Genomic DNA, 20,520 nt, shown 5'->3' with positions numbered 1-20,520 from the left:
GTGGTGGGTAAGGGTCAAATGCGGAACTGAGCGGTGGCGCTGCGAAGGTGGTTGCCCGTACCGACCAATTGCTCACCGAGCCGTGCGGTGGCGTCGGCACCTTGCGTGGTGGCCTGGGTATCCTGTTGCAGCTTCTCGGTGTCTTGCTGGATCGAACGGGAAAGGCCGATCTGCTCATTGGTGAAACGGGCGATGCCGGCGTTCAACTCATCGATCTGGCGAACGGCCTTGGTAATCGCCTCCAGGGTCTGCGTGGCATGTTCAGAGCGCTCGATGCTTGTTCTGGCCTTCTCGCCGTTCAGGTTCATCGCGTGCAAGACGCCGCTGGCGCTGCTTTGCAGGCGCTGGATGATGTCTTGGATCTGCGCGGTGGAAGCGGCGGTTTTCTGGGCCAGGTTGCGCACTTCGTCGGCGACCACGGCGAAGCCTCGCCCTTGCTCACCGGCCCGTGCCGCCTCGATGGCGGCGTTCAGGGCGAGCAGGTTGGTCTGTTCGGCGATGCTGCGGATCACCGTCAGCACCGAGCCGACATGCTGGGTTTCTGCTTCCAGTTGTTCCATGGCCTGCACCGAGCCGAGCACGCTGTTGCCCAGGTCGCCGATGCTGGAGGACAGGCTGTCGATGTTGTGCCTGGCTTCGTTCGCCTGGCGCGCCGCGGCGCTGGCTTGCTCGGAGGCCTGTCCGGAGCGCTGTGCCACTTCCTGAATGCTGTTGGTCATGGTGTCGATGTCACGGCTGATGGACTCGGTGCGCTCCTGCTGCGAGCGCGCGCTGTCCTCCGCGTCCTGGGTGAGCCGGTGCAGCTCGCGGGACATCTGCTCCAGGGGCGCGGCGGTTTCGATGACCTGGCGCAGGGTGCCTTGCAGGCTGTCCAGCAAGCCGTTGAACAGGCCGATCATTTCGCCGATTTCGTCCGAGGAGTCGACATGCACGCGGCGGGTCAGGTCGCCATCGCCGCTGGCAATGGTCCTGAGCGACGCGATGACGCCGCGGACATTGCCCATGACCTGACGAATCACCCAGGCCGCGCTGGCGCTGACCAACAGCAGCAGGCAAAAGCTGAGCAGGTAGCCGACGTGCGTGGTGGTGGCGTTGTCGGCGCGGACCTGGGTCAAGCTGCTCTGGAAGTCGGCGTAGGCGTGGCTGCGAAACTGTTCGCCCAGCGCCTGGGCGTTCTTGAGGTCGCTGGCCATGCGGTCGAAATGGGGGCGCAAATCATCGAACGCGGCCCCGTCGAGCAGTTGGCCGGAGGAGGCAAGCGCGTTATCGGCGTAGCGCTTGATCGCCGCCGACCAGGCTTGAAGCTCCCGGTGTCGGTCGGCCCGTTCAGCGGTCAGCGGTTCCAGGTCGCGCAGCCGTGCATGGACGTCGGCCAGCACGTCGCTCGCTTCATCCAAGGTGTCCCGCTCGCCCGCTGCCACGGCGCTGTTGAGCAGGCCGGGCAGGCGGGAAAACTGGAAGATCACGTTGTCGGCAGCTTCCAGCGTTGGGTAGCGCTGTTTTTCGAGCGACACCAATCGGCTGTCGTTGTCGTCCAGTTGCACCGCGGTGTAGCCCACGAACAGCAACAGGCCGAACAGGGCGATGGCGGGTGGCAGGAAGAGTTTCAAGGTGAGCGAGATGTTTTTGAACATGGGCTGTGCGGGCCTCGTCGGGACGAAGGGCAAATCGCAGGCAAGCAGGGCCGCAAAAGCCGGTGCGCTGTTGGCAGGGCCTGCTATCGCTACGCGTCGGACAAAGGGCTGTCCTTCGGAAGTTGGCGTTACGTGATCATGGCGCCCCTCCGTGCCCCGTTGCGAATTGCCCGCCCGCTTGCGTGGAGGGTCAGGCCGAGGCCAGGTTGGGAGAGGTGGGGGAAGGTGAGGTCGTCCATTTCAGACAACCTGCGTCTTTGTGGAATAAGGAGCCGGCAGCCCTGGCATGCCTGCTCGGACCGCGACAGCGTCTTGGTGCTAAAGCCCATTTTCGCTCCTGCCACTTGGTTGTGTTTTATTTGTTATATCAAGTGTTTTGTAAAATACAGGAGTTTTGCTTACATGCAAGACGCAATGGCGCCAGAGCCTGCAAAAAAGCAGGGCAGGCGCTATCGGGGCCTGGTGCTTGGGTTGGATCGGCAAGGCGCGGGGCGACGGCTGCGCGACGACGGAAGGCGGCGAAGACCGAGCGGTTTGGTGGGGTGACGCCTTCCTGGGAAGGCGCCGGGTTTACCGGGAGGCGACTTAGGACTTGGCGCTTTTGGGGGGAGAAATCATGACAATGAAGGCGTCAATCAAGGCCTTCCCGCGCTCTGCGCTGACAGGCTCGGATTCGAAAGGCAGCATCATGAGCCAGCCATCACTGAACGCGGCAATGTGATCGGCCAACACATCGGCCGGCACATCTTCACGGATCTGGCCCTGGCGCTGGCCGGCCTCCAGCACCGAAGTGGCCACCTCGCGGAAGTTGGTATAGCGCTGCTTGATGACGCTGGCGAACGCGGGCTGGTGCCGGGCATGGGTGAGCAGTTGCAGCCATGCAAGCCAGTTGCCTGGCTCGTCAAGGCTGATCCATTGGTGCCACTGCTCAATGAGCGACTTGATGTCGACCTGATCGAGGTCGATGTCCAGCAGTGCGTCGACCTTATCGAACAGGGTCTGCGCAACGGCACTGACCATTTCTTCCTTGTTGGCGAAGTAGTAGGTCACCGCGCCTGTGGTGCACCCGGCGTGCTGCGCCACCTTGCGCATGGTAGCGCCGGCATAGCCTTCTTGCGCGATCACCGCGATCGCCGCCGCCAGCAGCTCGGACCTTTTGGCGTCGCGATCGCCAACCGGGCGCCCGCGACGGGCAAGCGGTTCGGATTCGCTTTCATTGGCCTTGGCGTTGGGAGCAGAGCGGGGGTGTGCTTCAGGCATAGGGAGGCGATTTCATCGGTCAACCAATAGAACCGGCAGTTTGCCACAGCACAGCCGACGCGTGCGATGTCAGTGGTTGGCGAGACTCGGGCTTTTTACCTACCGGCTTTTGTGTTTCCAGTGCTGATCGCTCGGGCGAGATAGCCAAGGTAGCGACGAAGGGGGCTGTTCAGTGCTCTACGAAAAGAGTACAAATGTACTCCATGGACAACATGACCCCCAAACGCCGCGCCATTCTCGCGTTCATCCGCGAGCGCATCGCCGATCACGGCCAGCCTCCGAGCCTGGCCGACATCGCGCAGCGCTTCGGTTTCGCCTCGCGCAGCGTGGCACGCAAGCACATCGTCGCCCTGAGCCAGGCTGGCCATATCGACGTGACACCCAACCAGGCCCGTGGCATCCGCCTGGCCGAACCGTTGCGCCGCCCCGAGATCCTCGAGATCCCGGTGCTGGGCCAGGTGGCGGCCGGTGCGCCGATCGGCCCCGACCTGGGCATCCATGAACAATTGCTGCTCGACCCCAGCCTGTTCCGCCGCACCCCCGACTACCTGCTCAAGGTGCGCGGTGACTCGATGATCGACGACGGCATCTTCGATGGCGACCTGGTCGGCATCCGCCAGCAGGGCGAGGCCCGCGACGGGCAGATCGTGGTCGCCCGGCTGGATGGTGAGGTGACCATCAAGCGCCTGCAGCGCATCCCGGGTGGCTACCGCCTGTTACCGCGCAACCCCGCCTATGCGCCGATCGATGTGGCACCGGATCGGGATTTCGTCATCGAAGGCGTGTTCTGTGGCCTGTTGAGGCGAGACTGATGGGCGCGGTAGTCGACCTCGACGGCCTGCTCGACCAGCGCCGGGTATGGCGCGGGCGCCAGGCCCAGGCTCGGCCGCAGGGCTTGCAGCCCACCGGCCATGCCTCGCTTGACGAGTGCCTGCCCGACGCGGGCTGGCCGGCGGCTGCGCTCAGCGAGCTGCTGCTGGCCAGCCCGGGCTGTGGCGAGCTGCAGCTGCTCTGGCCGAGCCTGGCGCGTCTTACCGGCGAGGGTGGGCGGGTGGTGCTGGTGGCGCCGCCGTTCATCCCCTATGCCCCGGCCTGGCAGGCGGCAGGGGTCGACCTGCGTTGGTTGGCCCAGGTCCAGGCGGCACCGGCCGATACCTTGTGGGCGGCTGAGCAGTGCCTGCGTTCCGGCAGTTGTGCAGCGGTGTTGTGCTGGCCCGAGCGTGCCGATGACCGCGCCTTGCGGCGCCTGCAGGTGGCTGCCGAGACCGGCCAGGCCTTGGCCTTCGCCTGCCGACCGCAGCAAGCCGCGCACAATCCCTCGCCTGCGGCCTTGCGTATCGCCATCGATGCCCGGCCTGCCCAGTGGCGGGTCCTCAAGTGCCGTGGCGGCCTGCCGCCGGCCACCCCCATCGCCTGCCCGGGGCGGGGTTGATGCACCATGCTTTGGGCGTGCATTGTCTTTCCGCAACTGGCACTGGACAGCCTCCTGCGTGAGCACGACGATCCCGACGCGCCCCTGGTGCTGATCGGCGGGCCGCACCAACGGCGTATCGTGCAATCGGTCAACTCGGCTGCGGCCGCGCTCGGCTTGCGTGCCGGGCAGACCCTCACCGCCGCCCGCGCCCTGGCCGATGGCTTCACCTGCGTGGAGGCCGACCCGGTGCGCATCGAACAGCTCCAGCAGTTGCTGGCCGCCTGGGCCTACCGTTTCAGTGCCCAGGTCAGCCGGCACTACCCCCGGGCCTTGCTGCTGGAAGTCGGCTCCAGCCTGGGGCTGTTCGGGCCATGGCCTGTGTTCGAGGCGCGCCTGCGCCAGGAGCTGGAAGCGCTGGGGCTGCGCCAGCGCATCGTCCTGGCGACCAACCCGGTGGCCGCACGCATGCTCGCCAATAGCCATGACGGCCTGGCTGTGACAACGACCGAACAGACCCGGGCGGCCCTGGCCAACATGCCGATCGGCAAGGTCGGGCTGCCTCCGGCGGCGGCGGAGGCGTTCGTCCGCATGGGCCTGCGCCGGCTCGGCGACGTCCTGACGCTGCCGCGCGACACCTTGGCCCGACGCTTCGCCGCCGACGTGCAATTGCACCTAGACCAACTGCTCGGCCTGCGCACCCTGGGGCTGGCGTTCTACCAGCCGCCGGACCGGTTCGAGGCGCGGCTGGAGCTGAACTTCGATGTCGAGTCGCACCAGGCGCTGCTGTTCCCCCTGCGCCGATTGATCAACGACCTGGCGGCGTTTCTCGCGGGCCGGGATTGCGGTGTGCAGCGTTTGAACCTGTACCTGGAGCACGTCGAAGGGCCGGATACCGAGCTCAAGGTCGGCCTGCTGGCCGCCGAGCGCGAGGCCGCGATGCTGTTCGAGCTGGCCCGGGGGCGCCTGGAGCCGCTGCGTATCCGCGCACCGGTGCGCAACCTGCGGCTGCTGGCCGAGGACCTGCCGCCTTTCGTTCCCCAGCACCAGGCATTGTTCACCCCCCGGGCGCAGCAGGCCCAACCCTGGGAGCAGTTGCGTGAGCGCCTGCGTGCGCGGTTGGGCGATGAAGCGGTCACGGGGCTGTGCGCCGAAGCCGACCCTCGCCCCGAATGCGCCTGGCAGGTGGCCGAGCAGGGCGCACCGGGTGTACTGCCGGTCGCGCCGGGTAGCCGCCCCGGCTGGCTGCTGCCTCAGCCCCAGCCCCTGCCCGAGGCGGGCCTGCGTTTACTGACAAGGCCTGAGCGCATCGAGTCCGGCTGGTGGGACGGCGGCGATGTGCGCCGAGACTACTACCGCATCGAAACCCGCGATGGCTTGCGCGGCTGGGCCTATCGCGACCTGGCCCAGCCAGGGCCATTGTGGTTGCAAGGCTGGTTCGCATGAGCGCGCCAGGCTACGCAGAGCTGCATTGCCTGTCGAACTTCAGTTTCCAGCGCGGCGCCTCCAGCGCCGACGAACTGTTCAGGCGGGCCAAGGCCCTGGGCTATGAGGCCCTGGCTATTACCGACGAATGCACCCTGGCCGGTATCGTCCGGGCTTGGCAGGCCGCCCGGCAACATGGGGTACGGCTGATCATCGGCAGTGAAGTCCAGCTGGAACAGGGGCCCAGGCTGGTGCTGCTGGTCGAGGACCTGACGGGCTACCAGAACCTCTGCGGCCTGATCACCCAGGCCCGGCGACGGGCGCAGAAGGGTCAATACCAGGTGCTGGCCGAAGACCTGCAGGGGCGCTGCCAGGGCCTGCTGGCGCTGTGGGTCGCCGATGCCGACGACGACCCGGCCACCGGCCAGTGGCTGCAGTCGCTGTTCGGCCCGCGCCTGTGGTTGGCGGTGCACCTGCACCGTGGCTGCGACGATGCTCGCCGCCTGCAGCGGTTGCGCAGCTTGGCAGGCCGGTTGGGGATCCGCGCCGTGGCCTGCGGCGATGTGCACATGCATGTCCGGGGGCGCCGCGCCCTGCAGGACTGCATGACGGCGATCCGTCAGCACTGCACAGTGGCCCAGGCCGGGCGCTACCTGTTTGCCAATGGCGAACGCCACTTGCGCACGTGGGCCGAACTCACCGAGCTGTACCCGGCCGACCTGCTGGCCGAGGCCCAGGCCATCGCCGGCCGCTGCCACTTCGACCTGGGAGAATTGAAGTACCAGTACCCCCGCGAACTGGTGCCCCAGGGCCATACGCCTGGCAGCTGGTTGCGCCACTTGTGCCAGCTGCGCCTGCCCGAGCGCTGGCCCCAGGGGCCGAGCGCCGAAGCGCTGGCGACCTTGGAAAGGGAGCTGTGCCTGATCCAGGAGCTGGGCTACGAAAGCTACTTTCTCACCGTCCATGACATCGTCGATTTTGCCCGCAAGCAGGGCATTCTCTGCCAAGGCCGTGGCTCGGCCGCCAACTCGGTGGTGTGCTTCGTGCTGGGCATCACCGAGCTGGACCCGATGGAGCACCGGTTGCTGTTCGAGCGCTTTTTGTCCCGCGAGCGCAACGAGCCACCGGACATCGACGTGGACTTCGAGCATGAGCGCCGCGAGGAAGTGATCCAGTACGTGTTCCGCCGCTATGGCCGGCACCGCGCGGCACTCACCGCGGTGGTCAATACCTACCATGCCGCTGGTGCCGTGCGTGACGTGGCCCGTGCCCTGGGGCTGCCGGCCGACCAGGTGGATGCCTTGGCCAAGTGCTGCGGGCGCTGGAGCGACCGCATTCCCGATGCCCAGCGCCTGGCCGAGGCCGGCTTCGAGGCGCAGAGCCCGTCGCTGCGGCGCATCTTGGTGCTGGCCGGCGAACTGATCGGCTTCCCCCGGCATCTGTCCCAGCACCCCGGCGGCTTCGTCATCTCCGAGCAGCCACTGGACCACCTGGTGCCGGTGGAAAACGCTGCGATGGCCGAGCGCACGGTGATCCAGTGGGACAAGGACGACCTCGACCTCGTCGGCTTGCTCAAGGTCGATGTGCTGGCCCTGGGCATGCTCAGCGCCCTGCGGCGCTGCTTCGACCTGCTGGCCCGTCACCGTGGCCGGCACCTGACCTTGGCGAGCATCCCCAAGGAAGACGAAGCCACCTACGCCATGATCAGCCGCGCCGAGACCATGGGGGTTTTCCAGATCGAATCGCGGGCGCAGATGGCCATGCTGCCCAGGCTCAAGCCGCAGAAGTTCTACGACCTGGTGATCGAGGTGGCCATCGTCCGACCTGGGCCGATCCAGGGCGACATGGTCCATCCCTACCTGCGCAGGCGCCTGGAGAAGGAGCCGGTGACCTACCCGTCGCCTAAGCTCAAGGACGTGTTCGGGCGTACCTTGGGCGTGCCGTTGTTCCAGGAGCAGGTGATGGAGCTGGCCATGGTCGCCGCTGACTACACCCCTGGCGAGGCGGACCAGCTGCGCCGCAGCATGGCGGCCTGGAAGCGTCACGGGGGCCTGGAGCCGCACCGCGAACGGCTGCTCGAAGGCATGAAACGCAATGGCTACGAGCAGGCCTTCGCCGAGCGCATCTTCGAGCAGATCAAGGGCTTTGGCAGCTATGGCTTCCCCGAGTCCCACGCCGCCAGCTTCGCCTTGCTCTGCTATGCCAGCAGTTGGCTCAAATGCCATGAGCCGGCGATCTTCGCCTGCGCCCTGGTCAACAGCTGGCCCATGGGCTTCTACAGCCCGGATCAGCTGTTGCAGGAGGCGCGGCGCCAGGGCATCGAGGTGCGACCGGTGGATGTGTGCCACAGCGAATGGGATTGCACCCTGGAGCCTGACGCGCAAGGCGCACTGGCGATCCGCCTGGGGTTGCGACAGATTCGCGGTTTTAGCGAGGCCGATGCCCGGCGCCTGGAGCAGGCCAGGGCGCTGCGCCCCTGGCGGGATGTCGAAGACCTGTGCCTGCGCGCCGAGCTCGACAGCCGCGCCAGGGCCCGCCTGGCCGATGCCGGCGCTTTGCGTGCCCTGGCCAGCGACCGCCACCAGGCGCGCTGGCAGGTCGCGGCGGTGCAGGCGCAATTGCCGTTGTTCGCCCAGGTGCAGGCAATGCCCGAGGTACCCGTGGCCCTGCCGATGCCCACGGTGGGCGAGGACCTGTTCGCCGACTACGCCACCTTGGGCACCACCCTCGGGCCGCACCCCCTGGCCTTGTTACGTCGGCGCTTGCGAGCGCTGGGCTGTCGCAGCTCCGTGGAACTGGCCGAGGTCGAGCATGGGGACAGCGTCGCGGTGGCCGGGCTGGTGGTGGGGCGGCAACGGCCGCAGACCGCCAGCGGGGTGACCTTCGTCACGCTCGAAGATGAACATGGCATGGTCAATGTGGTGGTTTGGCGCGATTTGGCCGAGCGCCAGCGCAGGGCCTTGGTGGGTTCGCAGCTGCTCAAGGTGAGCGGGCGGCTGGAACAGGAGAAGGGCGTGCGCCATCTGGTTGCCCGGCGGCTGGAAGATATCAGCCTTCTGCTGCAGGGGTTGGATGTGCGTAGCCGGGATTTTCACTAGCGCTTAAGGTCCAAGCGCCGGCAAGCCGGCTCCCACAGCTACGGCGGGGTCTCTGAAGACAGCGCAGGCCTGGTGGGAGCCGGCTTGCCGGCGATGAGGGTCACACCATCGCCAGGTGCTGCTTGCGCGTCGGCGCCGGAAACGCTTTGTCGATCGCCTGCAGGTCTTCAGCACGCAGCACCAATTCACCCGCCGCCGCATTGAGCCGCACATGCATCGGATCCACGGCCTTGGGAATGGCGATCACCCCATCATGGCGCGTCACCCAGGCCAGGCTCACCTGGGCTGGGGTCGCCCCATGGCGCTCGGCGATCTCGACCAGCACCGGGTGCTGCAACAAGCGCCCGGCCTGGGCCAGCGGGCAGTAGGCCATGGTCGGCAAACGCTGTTGCTGGCTCCACGGCAGCAGGTCGAACTCGATGCCGCGCTGGGCCGGGTTGTACAGCACCTGGTTAGTGGCACAATCGTCGTTGCCCAGCTCGAGCAGGTCGTCGAGGTCGAAGTTGGACACGCCCCAGCGGCGGATCTTGCCTTGCTCGCGCAGGCGCTCGAAGGCTTCGACCGTTTCCTCCAGCGGGTACTGGCCACGCCAGTGCAGCAAATACAGGTCGATGCAATCGGTGCCCAGGCGCTGGAGGCTGCGCTCGCAGGCCGCCGGCACGCCGCGCCGGCTGGCATTGTGCGGGTACACCTTGCTGACCAGGAACACCTGGTCGCGGCGCCCGGCGATGGCCTGGCCGACTACCTCTTCGGCTCCGCCCTCGGCATACATCTCCGCGGTGTCGACCAAGGTCAGCCCAAGGTCGATGCCCTGTTGCAGTGCGGCCACTTCAGCCGCCTTGCGCCGCGGGTCCTCGCCCATGTACCAGGTGCCCTGGCCGATGGCCGGCACCTTCGAACCTGCCAGATTCACGAAACGCATGTCACCTCCTGTGGATCGGTGTGGGAAAGCACGACGTCGAGCAGCGCTTGCGCTGCGGTGGAAAGCTTGTGGTCGGCCAGGGCGATGACGCCGATGCGCCGCTCCACGCTGGGCTCGACCAGGGGCACGCAGCGGGCGCCGAGCTCCTGCATCTGGTTGATGCACAGCGCTGGCACGGCGCTGACGCCCAGGCCGTTGGCGACCATGCGGCCGATAGTCGACAACTGGTGGCTCTCGAAGGCCACCGCCAGCTTGCCGTGGCTGGCCGCCACATTCTGCTCGAGCAGCAGGCGCACGGCCGAGGGCCGTTGCAGGGCGATGAAGTCCTCTGCGAGCAGTTGCTGCCAGCTCACCTGGGGCTGCTCGGCCAAGGGCGAATCGGCGGGCACCACGGCCACGAAACGGTCGAGGTACAGCGGATGGAAGCGCAGCCCGTCGAGGTTCTCCGGCTCGAAACCGATGCCCAGTTCGACGCGGCGATGGCGCACCAGTTCCAGCACCTGTTCGTTGATCACATCGTGCACCGTGACATTGACCCGCGGGTAGCGCTGGCGAAACACCTTCAACGACCGGGGCAGCAGGTTGCCGGCAAATGCCGGCATGGCCGCTACCGAGACCCGCCCCAGTTGCAGGGTGAAACGCTGGCGCAGCATTTCTTCGGTGTCGTCCCAGTCGGCCAGCAGGCGCCGGGCCAGGGGCAGCAGTACCTCGCCCTCGGGCGTCAGGCTGACGCTGCGGGTGGTGCGGGTGAGCAGGGCGCCGCCGAGGTTGTCCTCCAGCGCCTTGATGGTCAGGCTCAGTGCCGGCTGGGAAATATGCAGGTGTTCGCCGGCCTGGGCGAAGCTCTGGTACTTGGCCACGGTGACGAAGGCGCGTAACTGCTTGACGTTCATGGCGAACCTGTTTTTGTTTTGAAAAAATTATCAATCGATGACGAAAACAAAATTAACAAATCAGTCGGCAGCGGTGAAGATGCGTCCACGGTTCCAACAACTACAAAAGGCGACTGAGCATGGCCGGACTGGACAAGCGCGTAGCAACCTATGAAGAGGCCCTCGCAGGCCTGACCGACAACATGACGGTGCTGGCCGGTGGTTTCGGCCTGTGCGGCATCCCCGAAAACCTCATCGCCGAAATCAAGCGCCGCGGTGTCAAGGGCCTGACCGTGGTATCCAACAATTGCGGCGTCGACGGCTTCGGCCTGGGCGTGCTGCTGGAAGACCGGCAGATCCGCAAGATGATCGCCTCCTACGTGGGCGAAAACGCTGAGTTCGAACGCCAACTGCTCAGCGGTGAGTTGGAAGTGGAACTGACCCCCCAGGGCACTCTGGCCGAGAAGATGCGCGCGGGCGGTGCCGGCATCCCGGCCTTCTACACGGCCACCGGCTACGGTACCCCGGTCGCCGAAGGCAAGGAAGTGCGCGAGTTCAAGGGCCGCAAGTACATCCTCGAAGAATCCATCACCGGCGACTTCGCCATCGTCAAGGGCTGGAAGGCCGACCACTACGGCAACGTGGTGTACCGCAACACCGCGCAGAACTTCAACCCGCTGGCCGCTACCGCCGGCAAGATCACCGTGGTCGAGGTCGAGGAGATCGTCGAGCCGGGCGTGTTGCTGCCCAGCGAGATCCACACCCCGGGCATCTATGTCGACCGGGTCATCGTCGGCACCTTCGAGAAGCGCATCGAGAAGCGCACCGTCAAGGCCTGAGCGCCGCCCACAGAACAACAAAGAGATCCTGACCATGGCACTGACCCGCGAACAGATGGCGCAACGCGTCGCCCGTGAACTGAAGGACGGCTACTACGTCAACCTGGGCATCGGCATCCCCACCCTGGTGGCCAACTATGTGCCCGCCGACATGGACGTGATGCTGCAGTCCGAGAACGGCTTGCTCGGCATGGGCGAGTTCCCCACCGAAGGCACGATCGACGCCGACATGATCAACGCCGGCAAGCAGACCGTCACCGCCCGCCGCGGTGCCTCGATCTTCGATTCAGCCCAATCCTTCGCCATGATCCGTGGCGGCCATGTCGACCTCACCGTGCTCGGTGCCTTCGAAGTGGACGTGGAAGGCAACATCGCCTCGTGGATGATCCCCGGCAAACTGGTCAAGGGGATGGGCGGCGCCATGGACCTGGTGGCCGGTGCCGAGAACATCATCGTCACCATGACCCATGCCTCCAAGGACGGCGAGTCCAAGCTGCTACCGCGCTGCAGCTTGCCGCTGACCGGTGCCGGCTGCATCCGTAAGGTGCTCACCGATCTGGCCTACCTGGAGATCGAAAACGGCGCCTTCATCCTGCGCGAGACGGCTCCTGGGGTAAGCGTCGAGGAGATCATCGAGAAGACCGCCGGCAAGCTGATCGTGCCGGACGATGTGAAGGAAATGACCTTCTGACATCAGAGGTTGTAGACCCTCCCTGTGGGAGCGGGCTTGCCCCGCGATAGCGTCAGGCCAGGCAACATCATCGCCTGAGCGGACGCTATCGCGGGGCAAGCCCGCTCCCACAGGGTTTTGTGCTTGTTCTTGAAAAAACCATAAAACCAATAAAAGGAAGACTACCGTGGCCGCTGAAATCCAAGACAGCCGCTCCGCCCGTTTCGCCTTGCGCTGCTCCAACTGGGCCGAGCGCTGGTTCCCCGACTCCTGGGTGTTCGCCGCCCTCGCTGTGGTGCTGGTGTGTCTGGGCGCCATGCTCATGGGCGGCAAGCCCACCGACACCGCCAAGGCCTTCGGCGATGGGTTCTGGAGCCTGATCCCGTTCACCATGCAGATGGCCTTCGTGGTCATTGGCGGTTACGTGGTGGCCAGTTCGCCGCCCGCTGCGCGGTTGATCGACCGCCTGGCCCGGCTGCCCAAGAACGGCCGTTCGGCGGTGTGCTGGGTGGCGTTGATCTCGATGCTCGCCTCGCTGCTCAACTGGGGGCTGTCGCTGGTGTTCGGCGGCTTGCTGGTACGCGCCTTGGCACGCCGCCAGGACCTGAAGATGGACTATCGCGCCGCCGGTGCCGCCGCCTACCTGGGCCTGGGTGCGGTCTGGGCGCTGGGGCTGTCGTCCTCGGCCGCGCAGCTGCAGGCCAACCCGGCCAGTCTGCCGCCTTCGATCCTGGCTATCACGGGGGTGATCCCGTTCACCGAAACCATCTTTCTGTGGCAGTCCGGCGTCATGCTGGCGGCCTTGGTGATCGTCTCGCTGGTGATCGCCTATGCCACCGCTCCCGGCCCGAACAGTGCCCGCACCGCCGAACAGTGCGGCGTGGACCCAAGCTTCAGCGCGCCGCCACCGGCCCAGCGCACGCGCCCGGGTGAGTGGCTGGAGTACAGCCCGATCCTGACCCTGCTGCTGGTGGCCCTGGCCGCAGGCTGGCTGTACCACGAATTTGCCACCAAGCCTGCCATCACCGCGATCTCGGGCCTGAATACCTACAACTTCCTGTTCATCATGCTCGGCGCCTTGCTCCACTGGCGCCCGCGCAGCTTCCTCGACGCAGTGGCCCGTGCCGTACCGACCACCACCGGGGTGTTGATCCAGTTCCCGCTGTACGGCTCGATCGCGGCTGTCCTCACCCAGGTCAAGGGCGTGGACGAACAGACCCTGGCCCACCATATCTCCACCTTCTTCGTGCAGATCGCCTCCCACGACACCTATGCCGTGCTCATGGGCGTCTACTCGGCGGTGCTGGGCTTCTTCATCCCGTCCGGTGGCGGCAAGTGGATCATCGAGGCGCCCTACGTGATGCTGGTGGCCAACGACCTGCAGTACCACCTGGGCTGGGCCGTGCAAATCTATAACGCCGCCGAAGCGCTGCCGAACCTGATCAACCCGTTCTATATGCTGCCGCTGCTGGGAGTGCTGGGGCTCAAGGCGCGGGACCTGATCGGCTTCTCCTTCGTGCAACTGCTGGTGCATGTACCCTTGGTGCTGGTGCTCTTGTGGGCGCTGGGCACGACCTTGCAATACGTGCCACCGGTCATGCCATAGGTGTAGGAAAGCTAGAAGAGGGCGGTAGGAAACCGCCCTTTTTTTCGTCTCGATGAATTATCGATAACGATTCGCATAAGTGATTCGTTCCCAAGTGAATGCCGCCGTGCGGCAGGCAAGGACATTCATCGAAACGAACAAGGAGTAAGGCAGCGATGTTCGCGCCCATCAGCCGTTACATGACCCTGACCCTGGGGTTGTGCGTCACCGCCACTGCAACCCTGGCCGAAGAAACCGACAACCAGGTCAGCGCAGAGGTCCTGGAACTGGGTTCCACCGAAATCTTCGCCCAAGGCCTGGGCAGCACCACGGAGCATACCGGCTCCTACACCACCGGCAGCATGAGCGCAGCCACGCGCCTGAATCTGTCGATCAAGGAAACGCCACAATCGGTCTCGGTACTGACTCGCCAGCAACTGGACGACTTTCAGCTCAACACCTTGTCCGAAGCCATGGCCCATGTCACTGGGGTCACTGTGCAGCGCAACGATTCGGAGCGGCCGGCCTACTATTCGCGTGGTTACGCGATCAACAATTTCCAGGTCGATGGGATGCTCAACACCTTCTCGGGCCTGAAGTCCGACTCCGACACCATCATCTACGACCGCATCGAAGTGGTGCGCGGTGCCACCGGGTTGACCACCGGCGCGGGCGACCCTTCCGGGACCATCGCCATGGTACGCAAGCGGCCCACCCATGAACTGGCGATCCGCACCGGCGCCAGTGCCGGCAGCTTCGACAACTACTACAGCTACCTCGATGTCGGCGGCCCGCTGGGATGGGATGGGCGGCTGCGTGGGCGCACCGTGCTGGCCTACCGCGACGCCAAGTCGTTCATGGACAAATACGCCAACCAGCGCGAGGTCGCCTACGGGATCCTCGAGGCCGACCTGAGCGACAGTACCGTGCTGGCGGTCGGCTATGACTACCAGAACAAGCACGTGCAGGGTTCGTCCTGGGGCACGGTGCCGATCTGGAACGCCGACGGCAGCAAGGCCAACCTGCCACGCTCGACCAACCTTACCGCACCCTGGTCGTCCTGGCCCCTGAAGGACGAGACTGTGTTCGTCACCCTCGACCAGCGGCTGGGCAACGATTGGCTGCTCAAGGCGGCCTATACCCATCGCCAGAGCGACAGCGATGGCAAGGTTTACTACGGCGGCAACGGCTTCCCCGAGGCCGACCGCAGCGGCATGACGGCCTGGCTGGCGCACTTCTCCGGCGTGGAGAAGATGGACGCCATTGACTTCAACCTGGCCGGGCCTTACCAACTGTTCGGTCGCAGCCATGATTTGATGGTCGGCTACGGCGAGTCGCAGCGGCGCAACACCGAGCCTTACCTGGTGCGCCAGGCATTGCCGGACGACTACACCAAGATCCCGGACTGGAAGCACATGGGCTCTATCCCCAAGTTCTTCGACACCGACTCCGGGCGAGACGCTTCGCGTGGCTATACCCGGCAGAAGGCCGGCTACATCGCCACCCGTGTGAACCCCACCGAGCGGCTGCATGTCGTGCTCGGCAGCCGTTACGGCACCTGGCAGAGCGAACAACGCCAATGGGCCTACGACGATGCCCTCAACGGCAAGGAGCTGCCGCGCACCCAACAGACCCAGAGCGACCAGTGGACCCCTTACGCCGGTGTGCTCTACGACCTGACCGAGCAGTACACCGTGTATGCCAGCTACACCGATATCTTCAACCCGCAGACGGTGCGGGACGTGAACCGCAACTACCTGGACCCGATCGTCGGCAAGGTCTATGAGGTGGGCCTGAAGGGCAGCCTATTCGAAGACCGTCTGAACCTGAGCAGCGCGGTGTACCGCAGCAAGCAGGACAACGTGCCCGAGCGTGACGACTCGGTGGACCCAGGCGGCAACGAAGTGTTCTACAAGTCCGGGGGCAAGGGCGTGGTGGTGGAGGGCTTCGAGGCCGAGGTCGCAGGCGAGGTGATGCCCGACTGGCAGATGAGCCTGGGCTACAGCTACACCCATGCCGCCGCGGCCGACCGAACCCGCAAGAGCCCCGAGCAGCCGCTGAACCTGGTGCGTCTGGCCACCACCTACAAGCTCACGCCGGCGTTGACGGTTGGCGGCACGCTGGACTGGCAGAGCGAGACCTACAAGTCGACCAAGCGCCCGATCGGGCGTACCGAGCAAGGCAAGTTCATCACCGTGGCCGATACCGTCAGCCAAGGCGCGTTCTCGGTGGTAGGCCTGATGGCCCGCTACCAGTTCGACGAGCACCTGTCGGCCTCGCTGAACGTGAAGAACCTGTTCGATGAGCATTACTACAACAACATCGGGTTCTATAACGGGGTGTATTACGGCGAACCTCGGACGGTGATGCTTGGCGTCGATTGGCGGCTCTAGGGGTAGGCAAGGGCTGCGCCCTTGATCGCGGCGCAAGGCCGCTGCTACAGGGCAGCGCTGGCTCCGGGAATGGAGACATCCTGTGGGAGATCACCCATCCCTCCCGGGCTGCGCTGTCGCATAAAGAACAAGCGGCTAGCGCAACCTCCCACAAGGACTTGCAAAATCAAATAGTTATGCGTTGTTCTATGAGAGCGGGCTTGCCCCGCGATCGGCGGCTTTAATTCATGCGTGGCAGTGCCTCAACAGCGCCTGCAAAGCCTGGCGAGTTTGTTCGTCCAGGCCGAACACCGGCCGCCGTGGCTCGCCCACGGGCAGCCCGGTCATGGCCAGCCCGGCCTTGATAGTGGCCGGTAAGCCGCCCTTGAGGATAAAGTCCAGCAACGGCAATTGGCGATAGAACAACGCCTTGGCCTGCGCCAGGTCGCCCGCCCGTATCGCCTGGTAAAGGCGTTGGTTAAGGTCGGGGATCAGGTTGGCGGCGGCGGTGCACCAGCCCTTGGCGCCCGCCACGAACGCCTCCAACGCCAGCGGGTTGCAGCCGTTGTAAAAGGGGACCTGGCCTTCGCCGAGCAGGTGCAGCTTGTGCATGCGCTGGATATCGCCAGTGCTCTCCTTGACCATGGTGACATTGTCGACTTCGCGCACGATGCGCAGGATCAGCTCTACCGACATGTCGGTCCCACTGGTGGCCGGGTTGTTGTAGAGCATGATCGGGATGTCGATGGCCGCGCCGATGGCCCGGTAATGCTGGATGATCTCGGTCTCGCCGAGCTTCCAGTAAGCCGAGGGCAGCACCATCACCGCATCGGCGCCATGTTGCTGGGCGAAACGGGCGCGCCGCACGGCGCTGGCGGTGGTCAGGTCGGAGACGCTGACGATGCTCGGCACGCGCCCGGCGATGCGCGCCAGGCTGTACTCGGCCACCTGCCGCCATTCCTCATCGCTCAGATACGCACCTTCGCCGGTGCTGCCCAGCGGGGCGATGGCCTGTACCCCGTGGTCGATCAGCCGGTCGATGGACTGGCCCAGAGCAGGCAGGTCGAGCTGTTCGCCGTCGGCGCTGAAGGGGGTGATGGTGTAGCCGATGATGCCGTGGAATTCTGTGGTCATGATGAAAGGCTCCGCAAGCAAGGCGTTCAGGGTTCAGTTCAAGCAGTCGGTATGCCGGCGCAGGCTCTGCCGGGCGAAATAGGCGAAGGCCGCGCCATGGCGCTTGGGCCGGTCGATCCAGTCATGGGCCTCGCGGCCAAGCGCCGGGGCGATAGGCTTGATGGTGCCTGCGGACATCGCCAGCAGTTGCAGGCGCGCGGCCCGTTCGATCAGCTGGGCGTAGACGCAGGCCTGCTCGATGCTGTTGCCGGTCGACAGCTGACCATGGTGCGAGAGCAGGATCGCGCGCTTGTCGCCCAGGGCCTGGCTGATGATCTCGCCTTCTTCGTTGCCCACTGGCACCCCTGGCCAGGCCTCAAGGAAGGCACAGTCGTCATACAGCGGGCAGAGGTCCATGTGCGACACCTGCAGCGGTACCTCCAGCATGGACAGCGCGGCGACGTGGGTTGGGTGGGTGTGGATGATGCAATTGACGTCCGGGCGTGCGCGGTACACCCAGCTATGGAAACGGTTGGCCGGGTTAGGCATGCCCTGGCCTTCGAGCACGTCCAGGTCTTCGTTGACCAGCAGCAGATTGCTGGCGCTGATCTCGTCGAAACCCAGGCCCAGCTGCTGGGTGTAGAACGTGCCCGGCTGCGGGCCACGTGCGCTGATCTGCCCGGCCAGGCCTGAATCATGGCCATGGTCGAAGAGAATTCGGCAGGTCAGGGCCAGCTTTTCGCGCACGGTCCACGTATTATCGGCGAGCGAGCCCTGCATCTGCGTCAGGGCTTGGCGGACCAACTGGTCCTTGCTGTGTGTCAGGGTCTTGGCCATGGGGGTATCCTCTGTGGCGTGATGGACAATGTCGGTACTTGTCGCCTCGTTACCTGCTGCGTGGGGTAGTCCGGTGCGGGGCGGTCAAGCGCATGACACAAATAATCCTATATGACACAAAGTGTCATAAGCAAGTACGTTCGCCCGGGAAAACCGCGTCACATGTCTATCCGACTGAAATTGCTGAGAAAAAAGCTAGGGATCACCCTGGAGTTGCTGGCCGAGAAATCCGGCATGACCAAGAGCTACCTGTCCAAGGTGGAACGCGGCCTGAATACCCCGTCGATCGCCGCAGCGCTGAAGCTGGCGCGGGCGCTGAACGTGAATGTCGAGGAGCTGTTCGCCGACGACCAGCATGCCCAGGCCCGCTACAGCCTGGTGCGCCAAGGCGAACGCCAGGCGCTGGTGGGCGATGGCCAAGGCCCGGGGTATACGGTGCTGACTTCCCAGGTCGGCCAGCGCAGCCTGTTGCCGTTTCTCATCCAGCCGCCGACCGAATTCAGCGACCCGACCTTCAAGGAGCACCAGGGCGAAGAGTTCCTGTTCGTGCATGAAGGGCAGGTGGAGGTGGATTTCATGAACGAACGGGTAGTGCTGGAGCAGGGCGATGCCCTGCACTTCAATGCCCAGACCCCGCACCGCCTGCGCTCGGTCGGGCCGCGCCAGGCGCAGTTGCTGGTGGTCGTGCAGGGCGGCGGCGAGTGAGGGCAGGGCGATGATCGAGGTGTCGCGGTTCTGGCGGGATCCGGCATTGCCCTTCGTCGAGGCCCGGCGCGTGGGCGATGGGCGCCAGGTGTGCTACGCGGCCCATTCCCATGAGAGCTTTTCCATCGGTGTGATCACCGGGGGGCGTAGTACCTACCTCACCGGTGGTACCCAGCGGGAGGTGGGCGCAGGCGCCACGGTCGTGATGAACCCGGGCGTGGTGCATGCCTGCAACCCGATCGAGGGCGAACCCTGGTCCTACCTGATGCTCTTCGTCGACCTGCCATGGCTGCAGGCCCGTGGCTTCGCGTTGCCTGAGGCGACCTACAGTGCGTCCCCTGCGCTCTACGGCCGGCTGCTGGCGGTATTCGCTGCGCTCTTCGATGCCGAGACAGTTGGCCGGGAGGCGCTGTTGGCTCGCTTCTTCGAGGACTTGCCGGGTTATCTGGAACGCGCCCCGGCCAGCGGGTTGCGCGCCCATCCACGTCTGGAAGCTGCAGCCGCGTTCATCCGTGCGCACCGGCTCGACCCCCTTACCCTGGACGACATCTGCGTTGCTGTGGGCCTGTCACGGGCTTACCTGATACGCGCCTTCGGCCAGCGCTTTGGCCTGACGCCCCACGGCTACCTGCTGGACCAACGCGTGCAGCATGCCCGGGCGCAGTTGCGCCAGGGGCGGCCGATCGCCGAGGTGGCGATGGAGGCGGGGTTCGCCGACCAGGCGCATCTACAGCGGGCATTCAAGCAGCACCTGGCAGCGACCCCGGGGCATTATCGGCAGGGCTAGGTCGCCGAGCGGCGATCAGGCGCAGGCTCACCCTAGCACCAGGTAAACGGCACTGGCCGCCAGCAAGCCTGCCAATGTGCGGTTGAACGCACGCATGTGCCGCGGGTTGCCCAGGAAGTGGCGAATCACGCTGCCTGCCCAGGCCCAGCTGGCTATCGAAACGAAGCAGATCGGCCCATAGATCCAGGCGAACAGCCACAGCAAGTGCTGCTCGCCACCGGTGTAGGCCCCGACCCCTGCGATCGCCGCCAGCCAGGCCTTGGGGTTGAGCCATTGCATGAGCGCGCCATGCCAGGCCGATGGCGCGCCCTGACGGTGTTCGCTACCCAGCTGGCCATCGTCGCTGGCCAGCTTCCAGGTCATGTACAACAGGAACGCCACGCCAGCACCGTGCAGCACCTGACCCAGGTGCGGCCAACGCAGGAGCAGCTCGTGCAGGCCAAGGCCGACCAGCAACAGCAGCAGGCAGAACCCCAGGGTGGCGCCTGCGGCATGGGCCAGGCTGGCACGCAGCCCGTGGCGGGCACCGCTACCCAGGGCGACGATATTGACTGGGCCGGGTGAAATGGAGGCCGCCAGGGCGAAGGCGGCCATGGACAATGACAGGCTCATGGTAAGTATTCCTTGTGGAGGAGGGCGCCATGTTGGGGCAGAAGGCTGGGGTGGGTATTGAAGAAAAGTTCCCCATTGCATGAGCGCCGAAGGCAGGCAGGGGCCAGCGGCTTTTGCCTACTTTTGCCCAAGAGCAAAAGTAGGTCGCCGTAAAGGCGAAAAGATGAGTGAGCGCCGCCATGGCGAATGGATATTTCGCGATTCCAATGCGCCCGGTGTGTGGTCGACTCGTTGGTATTGATTTAAACGAACAGTCCGTTTGCGATGGCGACGCTGAGTCACCTTTGCGCCCTTACGGCGGGTCACTTTTTGTCAAACGCGACAAAAAGTAACCAAAAAACGCTGGCTCCTGCATCCGGCCCCTGCGCTGCGCTCCGG

At 65.3% G+C, this 20,520-nt stretch carries 17 protein-coding genes; 10 read left to right on the top strand and 7 right to left on the bottom strand.

Annotated features, from left to right (window positions below):
- Positions 1-14: 14 nt before the first annotated feature.
- Together IRZ56_RS16380 and IRZ56_RS16375 are read right to left on the bottom strand one after the other, a co-directional pair.
- Entirely contained in the window at positions 15-1,634 is a 1,620-nt protein-coding gene (locus tag IRZ56_RS16380) for a methyl-accepting chemotaxis protein (RefSeq protein WP_196145892.1), read from the bottom strand.
- A gap of 585 nt (positions 1,635-2,219) precedes the next feature.
- The gene (locus IRZ56_RS16375) at positions 2,220-2,894 is read right to left on the bottom strand and encodes a TetR/AcrR family transcriptional regulator (RefSeq protein ID WP_196145891.1); all 675 of its coding nucleotides are present in this window, start codon (positions 2,892-2,894) and stop codon (positions 2,220-2,222) included.
- Positions 2,895-3,088: 194 nt separating this feature from the next.
- On the opposite strand from IRZ56_RS16375, the gene lexA reads away from it, so the two are divergent.
- From lexA to IRZ56_RS16355, 4 genes are read left to right on the top strand one after another with little or no spacing between them, the layout of a single operon-like run.
- Positions 3,089-3,706: a transcriptional repressor LexA gene (gene lexA / locus IRZ56_RS16370; RefSeq protein WP_196145890.1), complete on the top strand. Its 618-nt coding sequence runs from the start codon at positions 3,089-3,091 to the stop codon at positions 3,704-3,706.
- Entirely contained in the window at positions 3,706-4,326 is a 621-nt protein-coding gene (imuA, locus tag IRZ56_RS16365; RefSeq protein ID WP_196145889.1) for a translesion DNA synthesis-associated protein ImuA, read from the top strand. Before lexA ends, imuA begins: the two co-directional genes overlap by 1 nt.
- A 6-nt stretch (positions 4,327-4,332) precedes the next feature.
- Positions 4,333-5,751, top strand: a complete 1,419-nt coding sequence (locus IRZ56_RS16360; RefSeq protein WP_196145888.1) for a Y-family DNA polymerase — start codon at positions 4,333-4,335, stop codon at positions 5,749-5,751.
- A complete protein-coding gene (locus tag IRZ56_RS16355) occupies positions 5,748-8,828 on the top strand; it encodes an error-prone DNA polymerase (RefSeq protein WP_196145887.1) in 3,081 nt (1,026 codons plus the stop codon). Before IRZ56_RS16360 ends, IRZ56_RS16355 begins: the two co-directional genes overlap by 4 nt.
- Positions 8,829-8,928: 100 nt before the next feature.
- Here IRZ56_RS16355 and IRZ56_RS16350 read toward each other — a convergent pair whose 3' ends face one another.
- Positions 8,929-9,750 carry an aldo/keto reductase gene (locus tag IRZ56_RS16350; protein WP_196145886.1) on the bottom strand — a complete coding sequence of 274 codons (822 nt, stop codon included), beginning with the start codon at positions 9,748-9,750 and terminating at the stop codon, positions 8,929-8,931.
- Positions 9,738-10,643: a LysR family transcriptional regulator gene (locus IRZ56_RS16345; protein ID WP_196145885.1), complete on the bottom strand. Its 906-nt coding sequence runs from the start codon at positions 10,641-10,643 to the stop codon at positions 9,738-9,740. The genes IRZ56_RS16350 and IRZ56_RS16345 overlap by 13 nt, the downstream gene beginning before the upstream one ends.
- Positions 10,644-10,762: 119 nt before the next feature.
- On the opposite strand from IRZ56_RS16345, the gene IRZ56_RS16340 reads away from it, so the two are divergent.
- The 4 genes from IRZ56_RS16340 to IRZ56_RS16325 all read left to right on the top strand — a co-directional run bounded on the left by IRZ56_RS16340 (position 10,763) and on the right by IRZ56_RS16325 (position 16,109).
- A complete protein-coding gene (locus IRZ56_RS16340) occupies positions 10,763-11,461 on the top strand; it encodes a CoA transferase subunit A (RefSeq protein ID WP_043215587.1) in 699 nt (232 codons plus the stop codon).
- 34 nt (positions 11,462-11,495) lie between these two features.
- Positions 11,496-12,152 carry a CoA transferase subunit B gene (locus tag IRZ56_RS16335; RefSeq protein ID WP_023380384.1) on the top strand — a complete coding sequence of 219 codons (657 nt, stop codon included), beginning with the start codon at positions 11,496-11,498 and terminating at the stop codon, positions 12,150-12,152.
- Between the two features lie 166 nt (positions 12,153-12,318).
- Positions 12,319-13,737: a short-chain fatty acid transporter gene (locus IRZ56_RS16330; RefSeq protein WP_196145884.1), complete on the top strand. Its 1,419-nt coding sequence runs from the start codon at positions 12,319-12,321 to the stop codon at positions 13,735-13,737.
- A gap of 155 nt (positions 13,738-13,892) precedes the next feature.
- Positions 13,893-16,109: a TonB-dependent siderophore receptor gene (locus IRZ56_RS16325; RefSeq protein WP_196145883.1), complete on the top strand. Its 2,217-nt coding sequence runs from the start codon at positions 13,893-13,895 to the stop codon at positions 16,107-16,109.
- 225 nt (positions 16,110-16,334) lie between these two features.
- Here the strand turns inward: IRZ56_RS16325 and IRZ56_RS16320 are convergent, their stop codons facing one another.
- Entirely contained in the window at positions 16,335-17,222 is an 888-nt protein-coding gene (locus tag IRZ56_RS16320) for a dihydrodipicolinate synthase family protein (RefSeq protein WP_196145882.1), read from the bottom strand.
- A gap of 33 nt (positions 17,223-17,255) precedes the next feature.
- Complete coding sequence (locus IRZ56_RS16315; protein ID WP_196145881.1) at positions 17,256-18,038, bottom strand: aldolase; 783 nt, start codon at positions 18,036-18,038, stop codon at positions 17,256-17,258.
- A gap of 162 nt (positions 18,039-18,200) precedes the next feature.
- Between IRZ56_RS16315 and IRZ56_RS16310 the strand changes: the two genes are divergently transcribed.
- Both IRZ56_RS16310 and IRZ56_RS16305 read left to right on the top strand, forming a co-directional pair.
- Positions 18,201-18,743, top strand: coding sequence for a helix-turn-helix domain-containing protein (locus IRZ56_RS16310; RefSeq protein ID WP_196145880.1), 543 nt, complete (start codon positions 18,201-18,203; stop codon positions 18,741-18,743).
- Positions 18,744-18,753: 10 nt separating this feature from the next.
- The gene (locus IRZ56_RS16305; protein WP_196145879.1) at positions 18,754-19,530 is read left to right on the top strand and encodes an AraC family transcriptional regulator; all 777 of its coding nucleotides are present in this window, start codon (positions 18,754-18,756) and stop codon (positions 19,528-19,530) included.
- A gap of 27 nt (positions 19,531-19,557) precedes the next feature.
- On the opposite strand, the gene IRZ56_RS16300 is transcribed toward IRZ56_RS16305, so the two are convergent.
- Entirely contained in the window at positions 19,558-20,142 is a 585-nt protein-coding gene (locus IRZ56_RS16300; RefSeq protein WP_196145878.1) for a LysE family translocator, read from the bottom strand.
- Positions 20,143-20,520: the final 378 nt, after the last annotated feature.

Source organism: Pseudomonas guariconensis (assembly GCF_015680235.1).
In the GTDB taxonomy this organism is placed as follows: Bacteria; Pseudomonadota; Gammaproteobacteria; order Pseudomonadales; family Pseudomonadaceae; genus Aquipseudomonas; species Aquipseudomonas guariconensis_A.
Note: the sequence above shows the minus strand (reverse complement) of the source record. Positions and strands in the feature narration are given on the sequence as shown.

Coding starts and splice junctions, on each gene's coding strand:
- IRZ56_RS16380 (WP_196145892.1), bottom strand. CDS start 1,634: ATGTTCAAAAACATCTCGCTCACCTTGAAACTCTTCCTGCCACCCGCC.
- IRZ56_RS16375 (WP_196145891.1), bottom strand. CDS start 2,894: ATGCCTGAAGCACACCCCCGCTCTGCTCCCAACGCCAAGGCCAATGAA.
- lexA (WP_196145890.1), top strand. CDS start 3,089: ATGTACTCCATGGACAACATGACCCCCAAACGCCGCGCCATTCTCGCG.
- imuA (WP_196145889.1), top strand. CDS start 3,706: ATGGGCGCGGTAGTCGACCTCGACGGCCTGCTCGACCAGCGCCGGGTA.
- IRZ56_RS16360 (WP_196145888.1), top strand. CDS start 4,333: ATGCTTTGGGCGTGCATTGTCTTTCCGCAACTGGCACTGGACAGCCTC.
- IRZ56_RS16355 (WP_196145887.1), top strand. CDS start 5,748: ATGAGCGCGCCAGGCTACGCAGAGCTGCATTGCCTGTCGAACTTCAGT.
- IRZ56_RS16350 (WP_196145886.1), bottom strand. CDS start 9,750: ATGCGTTTCGTGAATCTGGCAGGTTCGAAGGTGCCGGCCATCGGCCAG.
- IRZ56_RS16345 (WP_196145885.1), bottom strand. CDS start 10,643: ATGAACGTCAAGCAGTTACGCGCCTTCGTCACCGTGGCCAAGTACCAG.
- IRZ56_RS16340 (WP_043215587.1), top strand. CDS start 10,763: ATGGCCGGACTGGACAAGCGCGTAGCAACCTATGAAGAGGCCCTCGCA.
- IRZ56_RS16335 (WP_023380384.1), top strand. CDS start 11,496: ATGGCACTGACCCGCGAACAGATGGCGCAACGCGTCGCCCGTGAACTG.
- IRZ56_RS16325 (WP_196145883.1), top strand. CDS start 13,893: ATGTTCGCGCCCATCAGCCGTTACATGACCCTGACCCTGGGGTTGTGC.
- IRZ56_RS16320 (WP_196145882.1), bottom strand. CDS start 17,222: ATGACCACAGAATTCCACGGCATCATCGGCTACACCATCACCCCCTTC.
- IRZ56_RS16315 (WP_196145881.1), bottom strand. CDS start 18,038: ATGGCCAAGACCCTGACACACAGCAAGGACCAGTTGGTCCGCCAAGCC.
- IRZ56_RS16310 (WP_196145880.1), top strand. CDS start 18,201: ATGTCTATCCGACTGAAATTGCTGAGAAAAAAGCTAGGGATCACCCTG.
- IRZ56_RS16305 (WP_196145879.1), top strand. CDS start 18,754: ATGATCGAGGTGTCGCGGTTCTGGCGGGATCCGGCATTGCCCTTCGTC.
- IRZ56_RS16300 (WP_196145878.1), bottom strand. CDS start 20,142: ATGAGCCTGTCATTGTCCATGGCCGCCTTCGCCCTGGCGGCCTCCATT.